At 67.3% G+C, this 19,138-nt stretch carries 22 protein-coding genes; 13 read left to right on the top strand and 9 right to left on the bottom strand.

Annotation, left to right across the window (positions count from 1 at the left end):
- The first annotated feature begins 79 nt into the window (after positions 1-79).
- From JYG37_RS34830 to JYG37_RS20195, 3 genes are all read left to right on the top strand, one after another.
- Positions 80-274, top strand: a complete 195-nt coding sequence (locus JYG37_RS34830) for a hypothetical protein (protein ID WP_235356239.1) — start codon at positions 80-82, stop codon at positions 272-274.
- Between the two features lie 46 nt (positions 275-320).
- Complete coding sequence (locus JYG37_RS20190; RefSeq protein WP_124554464.1) at positions 321-899, top strand: hypothetical protein; 579 nt, start codon at positions 321-323, stop codon at positions 897-899.
- Positions 900-1,085: 186 nt separating this feature from the next.
- On the top strand, positions 1,086-2,465 hold the full coding sequence (locus JYG37_RS20195) for an FAD-containing oxidoreductase (RefSeq protein WP_050014451.1): 1,380 nt from the start codon (positions 1,086-1,088) through the stop codon (positions 2,463-2,465).
- 81 nt (positions 2,466-2,546) lie between these two features.
- Here JYG37_RS20195 and JYG37_RS20200 read toward each other — a convergent pair whose 3' ends face one another.
- Positions 2,547-3,440: an SDR family oxidoreductase gene (locus tag JYG37_RS20200; protein ID WP_050014515.1), complete on the bottom strand. Its 894-nt coding sequence runs from the start codon at positions 3,438-3,440 to the stop codon at positions 2,547-2,549.
- Between the two features lie 95 nt (positions 3,441-3,535).
- On the opposite strand from JYG37_RS20200, the gene JYG37_RS20205 reads away from it, so the two are divergent.
- Complete coding sequence (locus tag JYG37_RS20205) at positions 3,536-4,393, top strand: helix-turn-helix transcriptional regulator (protein WP_050014450.1); 858 nt, start codon at positions 3,536-3,538, stop codon at positions 4,391-4,393.
- Positions 4,394-4,559: 166 nt separating this feature from the next.
- Here the strand turns inward: JYG37_RS20205 and JYG37_RS20210 are convergent, their stop codons facing one another.
- Positions 4,560-4,943 carry a hypothetical protein gene (locus JYG37_RS20210; RefSeq protein ID WP_050014449.1) on the bottom strand — a complete coding sequence of 128 codons (384 nt, stop codon included), beginning with the start codon at positions 4,941-4,943 and terminating at the stop codon, positions 4,560-4,562.
- Between the two features lie 359 nt (positions 4,944-5,302).
- Here JYG37_RS20210 and JYG37_RS20215 point away from each other — a divergent pair, with 359 nt between their 5' ends.
- Positions 5,303-5,824, top strand: a complete 522-nt coding sequence (locus JYG37_RS20215; RefSeq protein WP_050014447.1) for a GNAT family N-acetyltransferase — start codon at positions 5,303-5,305, stop codon at positions 5,822-5,824.
- Positions 5,825-5,985: 161 nt separating this feature from the next.
- Positions 5,986-6,933 carry a GlxA family transcriptional regulator gene (locus tag JYG37_RS20220; RefSeq protein WP_050014446.1) on the top strand — a complete coding sequence of 316 codons (948 nt, stop codon included), beginning with the start codon at positions 5,986-5,988 and terminating at the stop codon, positions 6,931-6,933.
- A 104-nt stretch (positions 6,934-7,037) separates the two neighbouring features.
- Here the strand turns inward: JYG37_RS20220 and JYG37_RS20225 are convergent, their stop codons facing one another.
- From JYG37_RS20225 to JYG37_RS20240, 4 genes are all read right to left on the bottom strand, one after another.
- Positions 7,038-7,511 carry a YybH family protein gene (locus JYG37_RS20225; protein ID WP_050014445.1) on the bottom strand — a complete coding sequence of 158 codons (474 nt, stop codon included), beginning with the start codon at positions 7,509-7,511 and terminating at the stop codon, positions 7,038-7,040.
- 67 nt (positions 7,512-7,578) lie between these two features.
- Positions 7,579-8,433 (bottom strand): DJ-1/PfpI family protein, encoded by an 855-nt coding sequence (locus tag JYG37_RS20230; RefSeq protein ID WP_050014444.1) that lies wholly within the window; start codon positions 8,431-8,433, stop codon positions 7,579-7,581.
- 152 nt (positions 8,434-8,585) lie between these two features.
- The gene (locus JYG37_RS20235) at positions 8,586-9,332 is read right to left on the bottom strand and encodes an SDR family oxidoreductase (RefSeq protein WP_050014443.1); all 747 of its coding nucleotides are present in this window, start codon (positions 9,330-9,332) and stop codon (positions 8,586-8,588) included.
- A 271-nt stretch (positions 9,333-9,603) separates the two neighbouring features.
- On the bottom strand, positions 9,604-10,500 hold the full coding sequence (locus JYG37_RS20240; protein WP_050014441.1) for an IclR family transcriptional regulator: 897 nt from the start codon (positions 10,498-10,500) through the stop codon (positions 9,604-9,606).
- A 294-nt stretch (positions 10,501-10,794) separates the two neighbouring features.
- Between JYG37_RS20240 and JYG37_RS20245 the strand changes: the two genes are divergently transcribed.
- The 7 genes from JYG37_RS20245 to JYG37_RS20275 are packed head-to-tail and all read left to right on the top strand — an operon-like array spanning position 10,795 to position 17,622.
- Positions 10,795-11,877, top strand: coding sequence for an ABC transporter ATP-binding protein (locus JYG37_RS20245; protein WP_050014439.1), 1,083 nt, complete (start codon positions 10,795-10,797; stop codon positions 11,875-11,877).
- The gene (locus tag JYG37_RS20250) at positions 11,878-12,858 is read left to right on the top strand and encodes an ABC transporter permease (protein WP_050014438.1); all 981 of its coding nucleotides are present in this window, start codon (positions 11,878-11,880) and stop codon (positions 12,856-12,858) included. It begins immediately after the preceding gene.
- Positions 12,855-13,649: an ABC transporter permease gene (locus tag JYG37_RS20255; protein WP_050014437.1), complete on the top strand. Its 795-nt coding sequence runs from the start codon at positions 12,855-12,857 to the stop codon at positions 13,647-13,649. Before JYG37_RS20250 ends, JYG37_RS20255 begins: the two co-directional genes overlap by 4 nt.
- Entirely contained in the window at positions 13,649-13,996 is a 348-nt protein-coding gene (locus JYG37_RS20260) for a (2Fe-2S)-binding protein (RefSeq protein WP_213345774.1), read from the top strand. The genes JYG37_RS20255 and JYG37_RS20260 overlap by 1 nt, the downstream gene beginning before the upstream one ends.
- Positions 13,993-15,435, top strand: coding sequence for an FAD/NAD(P)-dependent oxidoreductase (locus tag JYG37_RS20265; protein WP_213345775.1), 1,443 nt, complete (start codon positions 13,993-13,995; stop codon positions 15,433-15,435). Before JYG37_RS20260 ends, JYG37_RS20265 begins: the two co-directional genes overlap by 4 nt.
- Positions 15,428-16,579: an NAD(P)/FAD-dependent oxidoreductase gene (locus JYG37_RS20270; protein ID WP_213345776.1), complete on the top strand. Its 1,152-nt coding sequence runs from the start codon at positions 15,428-15,430 to the stop codon at positions 16,577-16,579. The genes JYG37_RS20265 and JYG37_RS20270 overlap by 8 nt, the downstream gene beginning before the upstream one ends.
- A complete protein-coding gene (locus JYG37_RS20275; protein ID WP_124554454.1) occupies positions 16,576-17,622 on the top strand; it encodes an ABC transporter substrate-binding protein in 1,047 nt (348 codons plus the stop codon). The genes JYG37_RS20270 and JYG37_RS20275 overlap by 4 nt, the downstream gene beginning before the upstream one ends.
- A gap of 148 nt (positions 17,623-17,770) precedes the next feature.
- Here the strand turns inward: JYG37_RS20275 and JYG37_RS20280 are convergent, their stop codons facing one another.
- From JYG37_RS20280 to JYG37_RS20290, 3 genes are read right to left on the bottom strand one after another with little or no spacing between them, the layout of a single operon-like run.
- Positions 17,771-18,661, bottom strand: a complete 891-nt coding sequence (locus JYG37_RS20280) for a hypothetical protein (RefSeq protein WP_249746018.1) — start codon at positions 18,659-18,661, stop codon at positions 17,771-17,773.
- The gene (locus JYG37_RS20285; protein ID WP_089489708.1) at positions 18,627-18,938 is read right to left on the bottom strand and encodes a hypothetical protein; all 312 of its coding nucleotides are present in this window, start codon (positions 18,936-18,938) and stop codon (positions 18,627-18,629) included. Before JYG37_RS20285 ends, JYG37_RS20280 begins: the two co-directional genes overlap by 35 nt.
- 17 nt (positions 18,939-18,955) lie before the next feature.
- Positions 18,956-19,138 (bottom strand): PAAR domain-containing protein, encoded by a 183-nt coding sequence (locus tag JYG37_RS20290; protein ID WP_239468954.1) that lies wholly within the window; start codon positions 19,136-19,138, stop codon positions 18,956-18,958.

Here is a 19,138-nt window from a genome sequence, read left to right on the forward strand (position 1 = left end):
CGCCTGCGTGTCGTTTCCGACGGTCGAGCCGTCGATTCTGGCACGCTTCGCGCCTGGCCGAAAGCGGCGGTGCGCTGCTATGCTGGCCCTCTTTCCCGTCATCCCGCGCCGCCCCATGATCGAGATCCGCGTCGCCCGCTATCCCGACGGTGCCGCCGCCGTCGAAGCGATCTTTCGCGAGTACGTCGTGGGCCCGACCGCCAGCGTCGAATTCCAGGACGATGCGCGCCGAAATCCGGCGTCTGGCGCCGAGTTTCCCGGGCGCAATCTGTAACGCCGCGCGGCTCATCCCCTTCATCCTTTCGATCAAACCGCCCGCCATGCGCGCTCTTCGCCTTTCCGCCCTGCTGCTACCGCTACTCGCCGCCCTCTCGTTCGGCGTCCACGCCGACACCCTGCCGAAGTCGATCGCCGCGCAACTGCCGGCCGGCTACCAACCGCTGATCGCGCACGCCGGCCCCGATCTCGACAACGGGCGGCACAGCTTTCTCGTCGTCGTGCATCGCGCGATCGATACGCGCGAGCAGCCGTCGCCGCGCCCGCTGCTGATCTACGAGGAACAGGCCGACCACACCTACCGGCTCGCCGCCCGCAACGACCAGGTCGTACTGCGCGCGAACGAAGGCGGCCAGTGCGACCCTTTCGATCCTGAAGACGCGGCCGACAATGGCTTGTCGGTGAAAGGCCGCTATTTCACCGTGCAGAACTTCGTCGCGTGCGGGCAGCACTGGACCGACTACATCACGTTTCGCTACGACCCGCGCACGCACGGCTGGCTGTTTTCGAGCCAGATCGTCACCGAATCGTTTCCGCTCGACGACAAGCCCGACCACGTCACCGTCACGCGCGCCGACGCGCACCGGCCGGTGTCGTTCGGGCAGTGGAAACGCAAGGACTAGCCTCCCGGTACGCATCCACGCCCGCGGCGGCGCCGTTTTTCAATGCGACGCGCCGCATCGCCCGCCCGCCGCTCGCGGCCCCCGGCCAACAGGTCTACCATAGGCGCTCGTCGCCCGCGCGACCGCCGGCACGGCATGCGGCTTGCGCCTGCCCCTTTCCTCGTTGCCCCCGCACAGGAGGACGTCATGACGCAACACTTCGATGCGATCGTCATCGGCACCGGCCAGGCCGGGCCGCCGCTCGCCGCACGGCTCGCCGGCGCCGGCATGAAAGTCGCGATCGTCGAGCGCGGTCGCTTCGGCGGCACCTGCGTGAACACCGGCTGCATCCCGACCAAGACGCTGATCGCGAGCGCGTACGCCGCGCAGCTCGCACGGCGCGCCAGCGAATACGGCGTGTCGGTCGGCGGCCCCGTCACCGTCGACATGAAAGCGGTGAAGGCGCGCAAGGACCAGATCTCGGGCCGCTCGAACCACGGCGTCGAGCAATGGGTGCGCGGCCTCGACCACGCGACCGTCTTTCAGGGTCATGCCCGCTTCGAACGCGCGAACGCGGTGCGCGTGGGCGATGACGTGCTCGAAGCCGAACGCATCTTCATCAACGTCGGCGGACGCGCGCAGGTGCCCGCGATGCCGGGCCTCGACTCGGTGCCGTACCTGACCAACTCGACGATGATGGACGTCGACTTCCTGCCCGACCATCTCGTGATCGTCGGCGGCAGCTACGTCGGGCTCGAATTCGGCCAGATGTACCGCCGCTTCGGCTCGAAGGTCACGATCGTCGAGAAGGGTTCGCGCCTGATTCGCCGCGAGGACGAAGACGTGTCGCAGGCCGTGCGCGAGATCCTCGAAAAGGAAGGGATCGACGTGCAGCTCGACGCGAACTGCCTGAGCGCGCGCCGCGACGGCGACGGCATCGTCGTCGGCCTCGACTGCGCGGGCGGCGGCCGCGAGGTCGCGGGCTCGCACCTGCTGCTCGCGGTCGGGCGCGTGCCGAACACCGACGATCTGGGGCTCGACCGCGCGGGCATCGACACCGACGCGCGCGGCTACATCACCGTCGACGAGCAGTTGCGCACGAACGTGCCCGGCGTCTGGGCGCTCGGCGACTGCAACGGGCGCGGCGCGTTCACGCACACCGCGTACAACGACTACGAGATCGTCGCGGCGAACCTGCTCGACGACGATCCGCGCAAGGTGTCCGACCGCATCATGGCCTATGCGATGTACATCGATCCGCCGCTCGGCCGCGTCGGCATGACGCTCGCGGAAGCGAAGCAGACGGGCCGCCGGCTGCTGGTCGGCACGCGCCCGATGACGCGCGTCGGCCGGGCGGTCGAGAAAGGCGAGAGCCAGGGCTTCATGAAGGTAATCGTCGACGCGGACAACCACGCGATTCTCGGCGCGTCGATCCTGGGCGTGACCGGCGACGAGGTCGTGCACGGGATTCTCGACGTGATGGCCGCCGGCGCGCCGTACACGACGATCAGCCGTGCGATGCATATCCATCCGACCGTGTCGGAGCTGCTGCCGACGCTGCTGCAGGACCTGCATCCGGTCGAGTGACGCACGGCAGGCGGGCGGCCGCGACGTGAATGGGGTTCGTCGCGGCCCGAGCCGCGCATGCTGCGCGCCGCGCGCCGTCCGTCAGCTTTCGAAATACCGCGGCCGGTCGATATCGGCCAGCAGCCGCGGCTGCGTCGGCGCCCAGTCGAGCGATGCTCGCGTGCGCTCGCTGGTTGCGGGCGCATCCATCCCCGCAAACATCGCGAACCAGCCGAAGTGCTCGCCGGCCTCCGCCACCGACTTCGCGACGACCGGCACGTTCAGCCGCCGGCCGATCACGTCGGCGATCTCGCGGAACGGCACGCCCGTATCGTCGACCGCGTGATAGCGCGCGCCGGCCGTGCCGCGTTCGATCGCGAGCCGGTACACGCGCGCCGCGTCGAGCCGGTGCACGGCCGGCCAGCGGTTCGCGCCGTCGCCGACGAACGCCGATGCGCCCTTCTCCCTCGCGAACGCAATCAGGCGCGGCACGAAGCCGTGATCGCCGTCGCCGTGCACGGACGGCGGCAGGCGCACGACCGACGCATGCACGCCGCGCGCTTCGAGCGCGACCGCGGTCGCTTCGGACGCACGCGGATAGTGGGCCGACACCGGCACGTGCGGATCGTCCTCGGTCGCCGCGCGACCGGGCGCCACGAGCGCGAGGCCCGACGTGACGACCAGCGGCCGCGCCGAGCCGGCGAGCACAGCACCGATCGTGTCGATCGCACGGCGGTCGAGTTCGCAGTTCTGCGCGAAGCGCGAGAAATCGTGATTGAATCCCGTGTGGATCACCGCGTCGGCGGCTTCGGCGCCGCGCGTCAGGCTGTCGAGATCTTCCAGCGACCCGCGATGGACGTCCGCGCCGGCTGCGGCAACCGCTGCCGCGGCCGCATCGGACCGCGCGAGCCCGAGCACCGAGTGCCCGGCGGCCACGAGTTCGGCGACGACGGCCGAGCCGACGAATCCCGACGCTCCCGTAACAAAGACACGCATGTTCAGCACCTCCGGATGAAATGGAGGCTTACTATCGGTCGATGGCCGCTCGCGGTGAAGCCGTGACGGTTTACTGGTAAACGAACTAACAGGATATGGCTGACGCCTCCGACAACCTGCTCGGCGCGTACCTGCGGGACCGCCGCGAGAAGCTCGACCCGGCCGCGCTCGGGCTGCCGGCCACGCGCCGCCGCACGCCGGGCCTGCGGCGCGAGGAAGTCGCGCAGCGCGCGCACGTGAGCGCCGCGTGGTACACGTGGCTCGAACAGGGCCGCGGCGGCGCACCGTCGGCCGACGTGCTCGACCGGCTCGCCCGCGCGCTGATGCTCAACGACGCCGAACGCGAACACCTGTTCCTGCTCGGCGTCGGCCATCCGCCCGAAGTGCGCTATCACGCGCCGGCCAGCGTGACGCCGCGCCTGCAGCACGTGCTCGATTCGCTCGACGCGAGCCCCGCGATCGTCCGCACCGCGACGTGGGACGTCGCCGCGTGGAATGACGCGGCGGCCGCGACGCTCACCGACTATGCGACGCTGCCGCCGGCCGCGCGCAACATCCTGCGGCTGATCTTCGTCGACGCGGGTGTCCGTTACGCGCAGCCTAACTGGGAGCGCGTCGCGCGGTTCGCGGTCGGCGCGTTTCGTGCGGACGTCGCGCGCAGCGGCGCGACGCAGAGCGTGCAGGCGTTCGTCGACGAGATGCGCGCGACGAGCGCCGAATTCGATGCGATGTGGCGCGACCACGATATCCGTACGCACGACGAAGGCACGAAGGAGATTCGCCATCCGCAAGCCGGCCGGATCGCGCTTGAATACTCGGCGTTCTCGGTCACCGGCAGCCCGGACCTGAGCCTCGTGATCTTCACGCCGGTCACGCCGGCCGACCGTGCGCGGATCCGGGAACTCGTCGCGGCCCGCGAACAGGCACGCGCGGTGCAGGCGCCGGCTGCGTGACCTTACGCGGCTTTCTCGCACGCCGGATTCAGAGCGGCACGTCTCAGCGGATCGGGAAGCCATCCTTCTCGTTCGATGTCGACCACTGACGAACGCGCGCGGAAATCGCAAAGGGGCGTCGCGCACTAATGCGCGACGCCCCTTGTTCGTTCACGGACACTGCCGACTATGCCACGCGCTGCAGCAAATCCGTCGCGAAAGACTTCGCATGCGCGACGGCTTCCTGCGCGTCGCCGAATACGCCGAGCTGATCCCAGTGCTCTTCGGCCGCGTAGGTGCCTTTCACGGCGAGCGCCCGCTGGACGCTCAATTGCGCCGCGTATCGGCCGTCATCCAGCGGTCGGGCCGTCGCGACGACCCTGTGCGGTGGGCTGGCCCGCTCCGGCTGAACCAGCTCGACGGGGCCGCTGACCGTGCCGACATTCATCAACTCGTTTCGGGTGTTGCAGTCCGGGCAGTAGAAGCACCAGCCCGCCCCCTCCTGATGGTGCCTGACCTGTCCGCGAGCCAGCACGGCACGACATTCGACGTTTTCGCAGATGAACGGCATCGCAGTCTCCGGAGTTGTTTGACGGAAATCCTAGCATGTCCCACGGCGGTCAACCATCGGCATCCGCATGATTGCCGCACCGGCGGTTTCGGCTGGTTACGCGTGCGCGGCAGGGGTAAGCGTCGCCGCGTTTCGCTGCGCTGCAAAATTGGCGCTTTCCCGCCGAATCGTGAAGCCGACTGCGCGACCATGCGCAGCATCGCGCTCGAACCGGAAGCGATCGCGCAACCTGCGAATCTCCCCATGAACGAGATCGTCGCGCGTCCGACTGCAAGGTCGCCGGTTAGCACGTGACGACGCGTCTGTTCGACATCGCCCGCGATAAACTGACGGCCCGACACCGAACCGAGAAAAGCTCAATGTTGATCCGCGTTGCGACCCTGGCCGATGCCGTCCCGCTTGCCGAATTGAAGCGCGATACGTTTCGCGAAACCTTTCTGCAGGACGGATTCGGCATCGACTACCCGCCGGACGATCTGGCCGAGTACGAAGCCCGTACCTACTCGGTGGCCGCGATCACCGGGCAGCTCGGCGACCCGCGGTGCCGCACGTGGGTCGCGGAAGGCGACGACGGCACGCTGGTCGGGTATGCGCACGCGGGGCCGTGCAAACTGCCGCACCCGGAAGTCGCGGACGGTTCGGGCGAGATCCATCAGATCTACCTGCGCCGCGGCACGCAGGGCACCGGCGCCGGACGCGCGTTGTTCGACACCGCGCTCGCGTATCTCGCCGCGACGCGCCCCGGCCCGGTATGGCTGGGCGTGTGGTCGGGCAATGCGAAGGCCATCGCGTTCTACGAGAAGGCAGGCTTCAAGCGTGTCGGTACGTACGATTTCAAGGTCGGCGAATCGACCGATCTGGAGTTCATCTACCGTCGCTGAGCGTCGCTTTCTGTCGGCATCGCATCGATGCGACGCAAACGAATACAGTTGATTGATGACGGCGTAAACGACGTTTTTCCCTCGTTTCGCGTCAAACGACACATTTCGAGGGGCCCCCGGTAAAATCCGCCATTCCGGGGTTATCGATCAATTGCTTCGTCATGCATCGAATTGGATTCTTCGTTTGCCGCGGCTATGATGCGCTCGATCTTGGCGGCCCATTGTCGGCCTTCAATCAAGTCGCCACGGCCGCCGGCCACACGCCCTACGATCTTCACGTCATCTCGCCGTCCGGCGGCCCGATTCCCGGCAATACCGGCCTTTCGATCGACACGAAGCCGGTCGGAAGGCGTGCGTTCGACACCGTCGTGTTCGTCGGCGGCGATATCGCGCCGATGCAGACATCGGACAATATCGCCGCAGCCAGCAAACTGGCCGCCAAGGCGTCGCGCGTCGCCAGCGTGTGTACGGGCGCATTTCTGCTTGCGGAAACCGGCTCGCTCGACGGGTTGAGAGCGGCAACGCACTGGCGCTACGCCGCGCAATTGCAGTCGCGCTTCCCTCGCACGCGGGTCGACGGCGACAGTATCTATGTCGTCGACGGCCGCGTCTGGACGTCGGCGGGCATCGCGTCCGGCATCGATCTCGCGCTCGGCATGATCGAACGCGACATGAGCACGGAGATTGCGCGCGAGGTCTCGCGGCTGCTGGTTGTTCCGTATCGTCGGCCCGGCGGGCAGTCGCAGTTCTCCGCGATGTCGCAGATGGAGCCGGAATCGGATCGCATCCGCATCGCGCTGAATTTCGCGCGCGAACATCTTGCCGAGGCGTTGCCGGTCGAGCGGCTCGCCGATGCGGCGAGCTTGAGTGTGCGGCAGTTCGGGCGCGCCTTTCGCCGGGAAACCGGTGAAACACCCGCGAGGGCCGTCGAGCGCTTGCGCGTCGAAGCCGCGAGGCTGCGCCTGCAGGGCGGCAGCGAACCGATCGAGCAGATTGCGCTGGCGGTCGGCTTCACCGATCCGGAACGGATGCGCCGAGCCTTCATCAAGCTGCTCGGACACCCACCGCAAGCGGTTCGACGCGAGAGCAGGTCGAAGGCAGCGCGCTGATCGACCGCCTGCCGATCGGCGCGCCGCGTGGTTGACGTCTTGCCAACGGGTGAGTGGCGCGTGGGTACACAACGCGCCGTTTCTCCGGACGTCGATAACCGTCGTCAATCCTTGACGGGCGGATAAGCGTTCCACATGTCGCGATGCAGCTTCCACGTACCGCCCTGCTTCAGGAAGACGAGCGTCTGCTTCGCGCGGACCTTGAGCTTTCCGTCGTGATCGCGAACCTCCGCATCCGATACCTCCGTCACGACCCGGTCGTTACCGTAGAACTCATAGTTGCTGAACGATACGGTGCCGGGCTTCGATCCCGCATATCCGTTGATGAAGTAGTCGGTGATCGCGCGGCGCCCGGTGACTTTGTCGCCCCCCGGCGGCAAGAGCGTGCCGTCGTCGGTATAGAGGCGGCCGATCGCGTCGTAGTCGCCTCGCGCAAAGGCATCCGCCCATCGCGCGTTTTCGGCCTTGATGGCCGCTTCGGGCAGGCGTTGCGCGCCACCGGCGACAGCCGGCGCCGTGAATGCAAAAAAGGACACGCACGCTGCAAGCGCAGCCGTACAAAGATGAATCTGTCGCATCGAATGATTTCCGAATCGGGTTTGAATTGAAGAGGCGGCGACGCTGCACGCGTCGCCGGCAAGCGTGTCAGCGGACGCCGGGAACGCGTGCGAGTCCCTTTGATGCGCCGGGCAGCTTCTTGTCGACCAACGCGACGAGTTCGGGTCGTGCATCTCTCGGATGACCGGAGTGGAACGGCGGGTCGGGATCGTATTCGACGACGAGCTGCGTGTACTCGGCCGCCTGCCGGCCGCGCAGCTTCGACGCCACGCGCAGCGCGAAGTCGATGCCCGCCGTCACGCCGCCGCCGCTCATGAAGCGGCCATTGTCGTCTTCGACGAAGCGATCGGGAACGGGAATCGCGCCGTATTCGGCCAGCTTGTTGACGAACGCCCAATGGCACGCGCTGCGCTTGCCGTTGAGCACGCCCGTCGCGGCGAGCACGAGCGAGCCGTTGCACACCGACGTCACGTGTTTCGCGCTTTCCGCGAGACGCCGGATCTGCGCCTGATACGCCGGCCGCATCGGCGCCGACAAATCGGAGCCGCCCGGCACGAGGATCACGTCGGTCTTGTCGATATCGGCCAGCCGTTCGGTCTTGCCGTACACGACGCCGAATTCGAGCGTCACGTTGCCGCCATCGAGGCTCGCGTAGCGAACGTTCGTATTCGGCAGCCGGTGGAAAATCTCGCTGGGGCCCGCGAAGTCGAGCAGCGTGCCGCCGTCGTAGTTGACGATCAGGATGTCGAGCGGCGCGTTCGGCGCGAGCAGCCCTGCGCGGCTCGTTTGCGCCGGCGCAGGCGTCGCGTGCCCGAGCAACGCGCCGCCGCCCAGCACGGCGCCGAGCGTGGCGGCGCTGCCGAACTTCAGGACATCGCGGCGCGAACGGCCTGCCCGCGTGAGTTGTCCGGCGGACACATGGTTATCGCTACTGTCGGTCAAGATGATTGCTCCTTGCACTTCGGCCCATGGGCGAGTGCAACCCCGCCGGGCCGGATCGAATAACCGCCACCGCGAACGGCGTGGCGGACGTGAAATCGGGATGGGGATGAGCCGGGATGGCGTGCCGGGCTCGGGAAGCGTGACGCGCCGGCTTAAAGCTGCGACGCACCGCCATCGACGACCAGTTCAGTGCCGACGACGTACGACGATTCGTCGCTGGCGAGATAAAGCACCGCGTACGCGATATCGTCGGCCGTGCCCATGCGGCCCGCCGGATTCGCTTCCGCGAATTCGGCCTTGCGCTCGCGCACCCATTCGTCGGGCTTGCCCCACCTGGAGAGCAGCGGCGTATCGATCGGGCCGGGCGCGATCGCGTTGAACCGGATTTTCCGGTCGAGAAATTCGTACGACCAGCTGCGGGCCAGCGATCGCACGGCGGCCTTCGCCGCCGCGGTCAACGAGATGCCATGCTTGCCGGTCTGATCGACGAACGAGGTATTGAGGACCACCGACGAACCTTCGCGCAAGTACGGCAGCGCTGCTTGAAGCGTGACCACCACGCCCTTGACGTTGACGTCCATGATGTCGTTGTAGAGCGTGTCGTCGATGTCGTTGACGGCGGACGGGAAAGCCCAGCCCGCGTTGGCGAACACGACGTCCAGGCCGTCGAACGTCTCGTCGACCTCGGCGGCAATCGCGCGCATGTCGTCGAGCGACCGTACGTCGCCCTTGAGCACGACCGCACGCTCGCCGAGCGCTGCCCTCACGCGCTGGAATACCGCCTCGTCGCGCCCCGTCACGGCGACGCGCGCGCCTTCTGCAATGAACAGCTTCGCGGTGGCCAGACCGATGCCGCTGGTGCCGCCCGTGATCAGCGCCGATTTACCCTTGAGTCGCATCTTCCGTTCCTTTTCATGTGGTGAGTGACCAGGCCGGATACGCGACACGCGAGGGTGGTTGCGTGCTTGTTCCGGCTCGATCGTTCACGTGAAGTATGGAGCGGGAGGTAGAGGGCTCAAAGGTCGTATAACCCTCGAAAAACGTCATTCAGGGTGCGCAGCGACGCCGCTAAAAAACAAAAGCGCGCAGGTCCGCTGGACCCTGCGCGCGTCGATCGGACGTGAATGGTTTGCTCGAGTAAGCCGATGAAACGGCAACGCGCGACGCGCGCTAGATGGTTTTCCCCGATAACCCGTGCATCGGCCGCCGCAACGCGGCGTCGAACGGATTGGTGCGCGGCCCGATCGCATCGGCCTGCCGCCGCAGCAGTTCGACGACCATCGGCATCCGATCGTCGCCGAGCCGCGACGCGAGCGTGCCGACGCTCAGCGCGCCGACCGGATAGCCGGTGCGATCGAGGATCGGCACCGCGACGCCGGCCATCCCGTCGAGCACGCCGCTGTTGCGGCCCGCGTAGCCGAGTTGCCGCACGCGTTCGATCTCGGTGCGCAGATACACCTCGTCGAGCACGCCGTAGCCGCGGATGCGCGGCACGTTGAAGCGGATCACCTCCTCGCGTTCGGCCTCGGGCAGGAACGCGAGGATCGCGAGGCTGCCCTGCCCGACACCGAGCGCGATGCGCCCGCCGATGTCGCCGGTAAACGAGCGGATCGGAAACGGCCCTTCGCACAGGTCGAGACACACGGCGTCGAAGCCGCTCTTCACGAGCAGGAAGATGGTTTCGCCGAGGCTCGCGCACAGTCGCAGCAGCGCGGGCCGGCACAGCGTGCGCATGCTGCTCGGGTTGCCGGCCAGCGCGGCGAGCGCGAAGAAGTCGACGCTCAGCCGGTACAGCTTCGACTGCTCGTCCTGTTCGACCATCCCTTCGGCGATCAACGATTGCAGGATCCGGTGCGCGGTGCCCTGCGTGAGGCCGACGGCTTTCGCCAGATGCGTGACGCGCACGCCGTCCTGCTGCATGCCGGCCAGCGCGCGCAGGATCGCGAACGCACGCTGCAGCATGCCGGTGCCCGGCGCGCCGGCCGCATCGGCCGGGTCGACGGCGTCCTCGTCCGGGCGCGGCGTCCGGGCTGCCGGCGACGTTCCGGTCGAATGGGGTTCCTGCATGCCGGCTCTCCTCGACGATTTCATTGAACGGAATACGCTAGCCGCCATTGTCGTCCGGTCGAAAATCCGCGGGCATCCGGGTGTGCACGGGATTGACGCGCACGTTTTGCGGCTCGGCCGCCCCTCACCCACCGGAATGATTCGCAGGCGATTTTCGCATTCGTTCCATTCAATGGAATTTTTCAGAAATTCATCCCGTTCAGCAGAATTCGAAATTGACGCTCCCAAATATGGCTGGCTAGAGTCCGCGTCATCGGCGCACCGGCCATGCGGTGTGCGAACCCGGAGCTCCCCATGTCGTTTCTCACGCTTACGGATCTGACGAAAACCTTCGGCGAACTCACCGCCGTCGCGGGCGTCAACCTGTCGGTCGAACAAGGCGAATTCGTGTCGCTGCTCGGGCCGTCCGGCTGTGGCAAGACCACCACGCTGCAGATGATCGCCGGCTTCGTCGACGTCACGCGCGGCCGCATCGCGCTCGACGGGCAGGACATCACGCACCTGAAGCCGAACCGCCGTGGGCTCGGCATCGTGTTCCAGAGCTATGCGCTGTTTCCGCACATGAGCGTCGCGGAGAACGTCGGCTTCGGCCTCGACATGCGCGGCGTCGACAAGGCCGAGCGCACGGAGCGCATCCGCGCGGCGCTCGCGCTCGTGCGCCTCGACGCGCTCGCACACCGCTTTCCGCGCGAGCTGTCGGGCGGCCAACGGCAGCGCGTGGCGATCGCGCGTGCGGTCGTGATCGAGCCGCCGGTGCTGCTGCTCGACGAACCGATGTCGAACCTCGACGCGAAGCTGCGCGAGGACATGCAGTTCGAGCTGCGCGCGATCCAGCGCAAGATCGGCACGACGACGATCATGGTCACGCATGATCAGTCGGAAGCGCTGTCGATCAGCGACCGCGTGGTCGTAATGGAAGCCGGCCGCATCACGCAGACCGATACGCCGTACCGCGCGTACGAACGCCCGGAGAATCATTTCGTGTCGCAGTTCATCGGCAAGGCGAACCTGCTGCCCGGCACGATCGTCGCACACGACGGCGACGCGATCCGCATCGACCTCGGACACGATCTCGCCGAGACCGGCCGCACCGCGCACCTGCCGCCGCGCGAACGCGACGTGCGCGTGGGCGACGCGGTGTCGGTCTGCATCCGCCCCGAGAAGCTGCGGCTGTGCGCGCCCGACGCCGGCCGCTTCGCCGCGACCGTCACGAGCCGATTCTTCCTCGGCAGTCAGTGGCTCTACCGCGTCGACAGCGCGCTCGGCGAAGTGCTCGTGTGCTGCCAGAACGAAGGCGCGGAGCCGCTCGAGGAAGGCGCGCCGGTCGGCATCGACTGGCACAGCGATGCCGTGCGCGTGATGCGCCGGGAGGCCTGAATGGGACAGCCTTCCCGCCCGCTCTCGACCGACGGCGCGCCGGCCGGGCTCGCGGCCGCCCCGGCCGCCGCCGATGCGGTATCGCTCCGCACCGTCGGCGGTAACGCGCCGCGTGCGAGCTGGCGCGCCCACGCGCCGCTGTGGCTGATGTGCGCGCCGGCCTTCGCGCTGTTCGCCGCGCTCGTGCTCGCGCCGCTCGCGATGACGTTCGTGCTGACGTTCTACCGGTTCGACCCGGCCACCGGCCCGATCGCCGCGTTCCAGTTCGGCAACTACGCGGAAGTGCTCGGCTCGTCGTACTTCCACACGATCTTCGCGCGCACGTTCGGCATCGCCGCGCTGACGACCGCGATCTGCGTCGCGATCGGCACGCCGGAAGCGTACGTGCTGTCGAAGATGCGCGACCCGTGGCGTTCGCTGTTCCTGCTCGCGATCCTCGCGCCGCTGCTCGTGTCGGTGGTCGTGCGCGCGTTCGGCTGGAGCATGCTGCTGAACACGAGCGGCCTCGTGAACCAGGCGCTCGGGCTCGTCGGGCTCGGGCCGTACAAGCTCGAATACACGACGTTCGCGATCGTGGTCGCGCTGGTGCACGTGATGCTGCCGTTCATGGTGATTCCCGTGTGGACCGCGCTGCAGCGGCTCGATCCGCAGACCGAACACGCGGCACTGTCGCTCGGCGCGTCGCCGTTCACGACGCTGCGCCGCATCGTCGTGCCGCAACTGATGCCCGGCGTGCTGTCGGGCAGCCTGATGGTGTTCGGGCTGTCGGCGAGCGCGTTCGCGATTCCGGGCCTGCTCGGCGGACGCCGGCTGAAGGTCGCGGCCACGGCCGTCTACGACGAATTCCTCGGCTCGCTGAACTGGCCGCTCGGCGCGACGATCGCGGTGCTGCTGCTCGCCGCGAACCTCGTCGTGATGCTCACCTACTACCGCGTGCTCGAACGCCGCTACGCGCGCAGCCTCGGAGGCGCATCGCGATGAGAAAGAACGGCCCCTTCGCCCTTGCCTTCCACACGCTCGTGATCCTGTTCGTGCTCGCGCCGCTCGCGATCGTCGTGCTGGTCGCGTTCACGCCCAGCGAAACGCTGACGCTGCCGACCCGCGGCGTGTCGCTGCGCTGGTTCCGCGCGATCCTCGACTATCCCGACTTCGTCACCGCGTTCGTCAACAGCGTGAAGCTCGCGTTCGCGTCGGCAACACTGTCGCTCGCGATCGCGTTGCCGGCCGGCCTCGCGATCGGCCGCGCGACGTTTCCCGGCCGCGCATTCCTGAACGGGCTGCTGCTGTCGCCGCTCGTGATTCCCGGTCTCGTGCTCGGCATCGCGCTGCTGCGCTTCTTCGCGCTGATCGGCGCGACCGGCTCGTTCGCGTGGCTGGTGCTCGCGCACATGATCGTCATCACGCCGTTCGTGATGCGGCTCGTGCTCGCGTCCGTCGCGGGCCTCGACCGCAGCATCGAGCAGGCCGCGTGCTCGCTCGGCGCGGACCCGTGGACGACGTTCCGCCGGATCACGCTGCCGATGATCGTGCCGGGCATCACCGGCGGCTGGCTGCTCGCGTTCATCAACAGCTTCGACGAGCTGACGATGTCGATCTTCGTCACGTCGCCGCAGACGGTCACGCTGCCCGTACGCATGTACATGTACGCGACCGAATCGATCGATCCGATGATGGCGTCGGTATCGGCGCTCGTCATCTTCATCACCGCCGGCGCGATGCTGCTGCTCGATCGCGTGTACGGCCTGAACCGCATCCTGATCGGCCAACATTGATGACGACTCCCGTTTCCCGTTCCCCCGGCATCGCGGACGACGGCGCGCAGTTCGTGCGCGTCGCCGAACGCGAGCGCGCCGCCGTCGCGTTCATGCTCGACGGCCGGCCTGCGCACGCGCTTGCCGGCGACACCGTGCTCACCGCGATCCTCGTCGCGCAGCGCCGCGTGCGCGCCAGCGAATTCAGCGGCCTGCCGCGCGCGGGGTTCTGCCTGATCGGCGCCTGCCAGGACTGTTGGGTGCGCACCGAAGCCGGCGCACGCGTGCGCGCGTGCTCGACGCCGATCGCCGAAGGCATGCGGATTCTCACGGCCGCCCGGCCGGCCGCGACCGGAGACGCATCGTGAGCGCCGCACTGCAACCGGTGATCGTCGGCGCGGGGCCGGCCGGCGTGCGCGCGGCCGAGGCACTCGTCGACGCCGGGCTGCGCCCGGTCGTGATCGACGAGAACGCGCGCTGGGGCGGACAGATCTATCGTCAACCGCCGGCCGACGCCGCGTTCGTGCGCGGCAAGCGCACGCTGTACGGCTTCGAGGCCGCGAAGGCCGACGCGGTGCACCGGACGATGGCCGCGCTGCTGCCGCACGTCGACTATCGGCCGAACACGCTGGCGTGGTCGTGCGGCGCGGGCCGCGTCGACACGCTGCAGGACGGCCGCGAAGTGACGGTGCCGTACTCGCACCTGATCGTCGCGAGCGGCGCGACCGACCGCATGCTGCCCGTGCCGGGCTGGACGCTCGCGGGCGTCTATACGCTCGGCGGCGCGCAGGTCGCGCTGAAGGCGCAGGGCTGCGCGATCGGCCGACGCATCGTGTTCGCGGGCACCGGGCCGCTGCTTTACCTCGTCGCTTACCAGTATGCGAAGGCCGGCGCACACGTCGCGGCCGTACTCGACACGAGCCCGCTGCGCCGCCAGGCCGCCGCCGCGCCCGCGCTGCTGCGCATGCCGTCGATCTTCGCGAAAGGGCTCTACTACAACGGCTGGCTGCGTGCGCATGGTGTCGCGATCGAAACGGGTGTCACGTTCGAACGCGTGCTCGGCGACCAGCACGTGACGGGGCTCGCATGGCGCGCCGCCGGAGACGACGCGCAGCCCACGCCACCGCGCGTGCTCGACTGCGATGCGCTCGGCCTCGGCTTCGGCCTGCGCGCCGAAACGCAGCTCGCCGATCTCGCCGGCTGCCGGTTCGAATTCGACCCGCTCAATCGCGCGTGGCTGCCCGAACGCGACGCGGCCGGTCGCACGTCGGTACGTGGCGTCTACGTCGCCGGCGACGGCGCGGGCATCGCAGGCGCCGACGCGGCCGAAGCGTCGGGCCGGCGTGCGGCGCTCGCGCTGCTCGACGATGCCGGCGTCGCATCGCGCTCGCCGCCCGGCCAGCCCGACGCGGCGGCGCTCGAGCGCACGCTCGCCCGCATCGGCGCATTCCGCGCGGGCCTCGAGGCGGCGTTCGCGCCGCCGGCCGAACAGGTTGCCCGCTGCCCCGACGACACGATCGTGTGCCGCTGCGAGGAGATCGACGCGGGCACGCTGCGCCGCTGCGTGCGCGAAGGCGCGGCGACCGAATTGAACCGGCTGAAGGCGCTGACCCGCGTCGGCATGGGCCGCTGCCAGGGCCGCATGTGCGGCGACGCGGCCGCGCTCGTGCTGGCCGCCGAAACCGGCCGGCCGCTCGCCGACGTCGGGCGGTTGCGTGCGCAACCACCCGTGAAGCCGTTCCCGATCTCGGCCGCGCTCGCGGGCGACGACGTCGCGGCGATTCCCGACGAGGCGCGCGATGAGTGAGATCCGGCATTACGACGTCGCGATCGTCGGCGGCGGCCTCGTCGGCGCGTCGGCCGCACTTGCGCTCACGCACCGCGGACTGCGCGTCGGGCTGTTCGAGCGGCGCGACTGCGGCGCGCAGGCGAGCGGCGTGAACTACGGCGGCGTGCGCTGCCAGGGCCGCCCGGCCGAGCAATTGCCGCTCGCGCTGCGGGCGCGGCGCATCTGGAATCACCTGCCCGAACTGATCGGCATCGACGGCGAATTCGTCGTGTCCGGCCACTTGCGGCTCGCGCGCAGCGATGCCGATCTCGACGCGCTCGACGCATACGCCGTGCTCGCCGGCGAACACGGCTTGCCGCTGCAGGTAATGCGCGGCGACGCGTTCCGCCGCCGCTACCCGTGGCTCGGCCGCGCGGCGCTCGGCGGCTCGCTGTGCGAGACCGACGGCCATGCGAACCCGCGCCTCGTGTCGCCCGCGTTCGCGCACGCGGCCCGCGCAGCGGGCGCCGACGTGTTCGAGCACACGCCTGTCGACGCGGTTCATCACGATGGCGCACGTTTTCACTTGCAGGCGGGCGGTCGCGCGCACACCGCGACGTGGCTGATCAATTCGGCCGGCGCATGGGCGAACACGATCGCCGAACGCTTCGGCGAAGCTGTCCCGATGGAGCCGATTTATCCGAACATGTGGGTGACCGAGCCGCTACCGCCGTTCATCGCGCACAACCTCGGCGTGTATGGCGGCGGCGTGTACGCCCGCCAGGTCGCGCGCGGCAACTGCGTGATCGGCGGCGGCCGCGGCCGCGGCGACGGCGAGTTCGGCCAGCCGTCGGTCGACACGACGCGCGCGGTGATGCGCGACGCCTGCGCATTGCTGCCCGCATTGCGCGACGCGCTGCTGATCCGCACGTGGAGCGGCGTCGAAGGCTGTACGCCCGACCACAACCCGATCATCGGCGCGAGCCGTACCACGCCGAACCTGCTGCATGCGTTCGGCTTTTCCGGCGGCGGCTTCCTGCTCGCGCCGGGCGTCGGCGACGTGCTCGCCGATCTCGTCACCACCGGCGAAACCGCCACGCCACTCGATGCATTCTCGATCGGCCGCTTCTTCCCCCAAGCCATGCCGGCCGCCCCTTTCCGTCAAGAGGAAACACAAAGATGAAACTGCTCGGAACGATCGCGGCCGCCGCCGCCCTCTGCATCGCAGGCGTCGGCGCGCCCGCGTACGCGCAAACGAAGACGATCTACGTCGGCATGAACGGCGGGCCGATGGAAAAGGCCTATACGAGCCAGGTGCTGCCCGACTTCGAGAAGGCGAACAACGTAAAGGTGGTGATCGTGCCCGGCACGTCGTCGGACGTGCTCGCGAAGCTGCTCGCGAACCGCAACAAGCCGCAGATCCACGTCGCGTTCCTCGACGACGGCGTGATGGCGCGCGCGGTGAGCCTTGGCGTGTGCCAGAAGCTCGACGATTCGCCGGTGCTGAAGGAGCTGTACCCGTTCGCGCGGATGAAGGACGACGTCGGCGCGGGCGTGCAGCTCGGGATGACCGGCATCGCCTACAACAAGAAGCTGTTCGCCGAGAAAGGCTGGGCGCCGCCGACGTCGTGGATGGATTTCGCCGATCCGAAATACAAGGGCAAGGTCGTGTTCCAGTCGGCGTCTAGCAGCACGTTCGGGCTGCACGGCTTCCTCGCGATCAACCGGCTGCTCGGCGGCAACGAACAGAACGTCGAGCCCGGCTTCGGCAAGTGGGCGAGCACGGTCGGGCCGAACGTCGTCGAGTACATCCCGAACTCGGCGAAGATCTCGGAGATGGTGCAGACCGGCGAGGCCGGCCTGTTCCCGCTGACGCCGACCGGCGTCGGCGACCTGCAGGACAAGGGCATCCCGGTCGCGTATGCGAACCCGAAGGAAGGTCCGGTGCTGCTGCTCGTCGACCTGTGCGTGGTCGCGAACAATCCCGACCCGCAACTCGCGCAGAAGCTCGCTCAGTTCCTGCTGTCCGCGCCCGCGCAGACGAAGGCGGCCGAGGCCGGCAAGCAGATCCCGACCAACCGTCTCGCGAAGATGCCGGCCGCGATGCAGCAGAGTCTCGGCAACGTCGACGACCTGGTGCGCAAGGTGACGGTGGTCGACTGGACCGCGATCAACGCGCGCCGTGCGCAGTGGGATACGCGGTGGAACCGGCAGATCGAGCGGTAACGGGGGACGGCGTACGGGCGACGTGGCGCTGAGCGCGCCATGCCACGTCGCATGAAGGCCAGAATCGATACACCGGGATGCGGGCGGGGACGTCCCGCAACGCGAGATTGTTGTCGGAAGCCCCGCCGCCCGTGCTGCAATTTTCAGGTCAGCCTTCCTTCATCCACTCCGGCTCCACATATTCCTTTACCCACATCCACTGACCCGGCTCAAACAAGTTCGTGTATTGCTTCCGTTCCGCTTGCTCCCGAGGGGTCAGCGTGCGGACATCGGGGAATTCATGTCCCTTCCGGATCATATGAATATCCGAACTGGAAGTCTTCGTGTATCCCTGCCAGATCCCCGTTTCAGGACACAGCATCCCCGTACACAGATTCATCAACCCGTATTTGTGGCGCTTCGCTTGTTGCTCTTCCAAGCGGCGCTGTTCGCGTTCCTCCGGTGTCAAAATCCTGTATATGCGGCTTATCTCAACTATCCACAGTCGATGCGGAAAGGATCCATCCACCGGGTTGATGTAACCAAGATCGACATCGATAGGAAATTTGCTCCCGGCGACGTCTTTTGAGCGATAGCGAAAGGACTGCAAGTTGGGGGCATCTGGGGTGCGCGTCGTTATTTCATTCCCATACCGACGATTCCCTCGAGAGTCAATCCAATAGTCCTCTAACTGGAGGAGTGATTTGATTTCCGTATCAGGCAGATTGGCAACCCTTGCGTCAACGACAATTCTTACCCCAGCCGGAACGATTTTCACTTTATCGCGATCCTCACTGTAGTCCTCCGGATCATCGCCAGTGGAAAATTCAATCTTCGTACCCCACAGCGCACGATTTTTGTATTTATAAAGAAGCCCTTTTGCCGGAGGGTGCGTCCACGTCGTGTAGTTTGTCCCAAAGATAATATTCTTCGGATCGTATGACGCATCATCGCGCAGGATTGCCATTGCTGTTTTAAGGATGGTGCGCAGCGCAACGCGCTGCTCTTCGTCGGTCGCCTGCATTTCAAATCCCTCCCCCAATGGCGTCAAGTGAAGCATCGTATCCTCCTGTGCATGTACCGGGGTTACGCACGAAAGCACGATCAGGGCGGTCCCAATAGGCTTGCACCACTTCCGCACACGCATAAGCATCTTCTTCATGTAACTGGCTCCGGTATCCCTCTTCGAAACTCACCATCTTGGCCGCCGTTTCCGGTGACGCTCTCAACAGCTTGCACACCTCGGCCTGTGCGATCGGCACAGCGGGTTTCATATAGGCTCCGCCCATCTGATTTTGCATGTGCGAAATCATCCAGTAATAATGGAAAATCAACATGCGATGTAGCCCCGCCATCACACGCGTGTCATCTGGGATAACGGAAAAACACCGCCGCATTTCCGACAACGAACACTATGGCCGTCAAGCGCCACGCCGACTCCGAGATGTTTCAGGTCGTTCGCGCATTCGATGACTTCGCCACCATGATCGGTGGCGTCTCCCAGGCGAACCATTTCGTGGCCTTGTGCATTCTTCAT

Origin of the sequence: Burkholderia sp. LAS2 (assembly GCF_018417615.1) — a bacterium.
GTDB lineage: Bacteria > Pseudomonadota > Gammaproteobacteria > Burkholderiales > Burkholderiaceae > Burkholderia > Burkholderia sola.

Excerpts from the sequence above, each read along its gene's own strand:
- JYG37_RS20235 (WP_050014443.1), bottom strand. The coding sequence starts at position 9,332 with ATGCGACTCAAGGGTAAATCGGCGCTGATCACGGGCGGCACCAGCGGC.
- JYG37_RS20190 (WP_124554464.1), top strand. The coding sequence starts at position 321 with ATGCGCGCTCTTCGCCTTTCCGCCCTGCTGCTACCGCTACTCGCCGCC.
- JYG37_RS34830 (WP_235356239.1), top strand. The coding sequence starts at position 80 with ATGCTGGCCCTCTTTCCCGTCATCCCGCGCCGCCCCATGATCGAGATC.
- JYG37_RS20270 (WP_213345776.1), top strand. The coding sequence starts at position 15,428 with ATGAGTGAGATCCGGCATTACGACGTCGCGATCGTCGGCGGCGGCCTC.
- JYG37_RS20260 (WP_213345774.1), top strand. The coding sequence starts at position 13,649 with ATGACGACTCCCGTTTCCCGTTCCCCCGGCATCGCGGACGACGGCGCG.
- JYG37_RS20225 (WP_050014445.1), bottom strand. The coding sequence starts at position 7,511 with ATGCGACAGATTCATCTTTGTACGGCTGCGCTTGCAGCGTGCGTGTCC.
- JYG37_RS20280 (WP_249746018.1), bottom strand. The coding sequence starts at position 18,661 with ATGCTTCACTTGACGCCATTGGGGGAGGGATTTGAAATGCAGGCGACC.
- JYG37_RS20245 (WP_050014439.1), top strand. The coding sequence starts at position 10,795 with ATGTCGTTTCTCACGCTTACGGATCTGACGAAAACCTTCGGCGAACTC.
- JYG37_RS20250 (WP_050014438.1), top strand. The coding sequence starts at position 11,878 with ATGGGACAGCCTTCCCGCCCGCTCTCGACCGACGGCGCGCCGGCCGGG.
- JYG37_RS20215 (WP_050014447.1), top strand. The coding sequence starts at position 5,303 with ATGTTGATCCGCGTTGCGACCCTGGCCGATGCCGTCCCGCTTGCCGAA.
- JYG37_RS20220 (WP_050014446.1), top strand. The coding sequence starts at position 5,986 with ATGCATCGAATTGGATTCTTCGTTTGCCGCGGCTATGATGCGCTCGAT.
- JYG37_RS20255 (WP_050014437.1), top strand. The coding sequence starts at position 12,855 with ATGAGAAAGAACGGCCCCTTCGCCCTTGCCTTCCACACGCTCGTGATC.
- JYG37_RS20200 (WP_050014515.1), bottom strand. The coding sequence starts at position 3,440 with ATGCGTGTCTTTGTTACGGGAGCGTCGGGATTCGTCGGCTCGGCCGTC.
- JYG37_RS20290 (WP_239468954.1), bottom strand. The coding sequence starts at position 19,138 with ATGAAGAATGCACAAGGCCACGAAATGGTTCGCCTGGGAGACGCCACC.
- JYG37_RS20195 (WP_050014451.1), top strand. The coding sequence starts at position 1,086 with ATGACGCAACACTTCGATGCGATCGTCATCGGCACCGGCCAGGCCGGG.
- JYG37_RS20210 (WP_050014449.1), bottom strand. The coding sequence starts at position 4,943 with ATGCCGTTCATCTGCGAAAACGTCGAATGTCGTGCCGTGCTGGCTCGC.
- JYG37_RS20275 (WP_124554454.1), top strand. The coding sequence starts at position 16,576 with ATGAAACTGCTCGGAACGATCGCGGCCGCCGCCGCCCTCTGCATCGCA.
- JYG37_RS20240 (WP_050014441.1), bottom strand. The coding sequence starts at position 10,500 with ATGCAGGAACCCCATTCGACCGGAACGTCGCCGGCAGCCCGGACGCCG.
- JYG37_RS20285 (WP_089489708.1), bottom strand. The coding sequence starts at position 18,938 with ATGTTGATTTTCCATTATTACTGGATGATTTCGCACATGCAAAATCAG.
- JYG37_RS20205 (WP_050014450.1), top strand. The coding sequence starts at position 3,536 with ATGGCTGACGCCTCCGACAACCTGCTCGGCGCGTACCTGCGGGACCGC.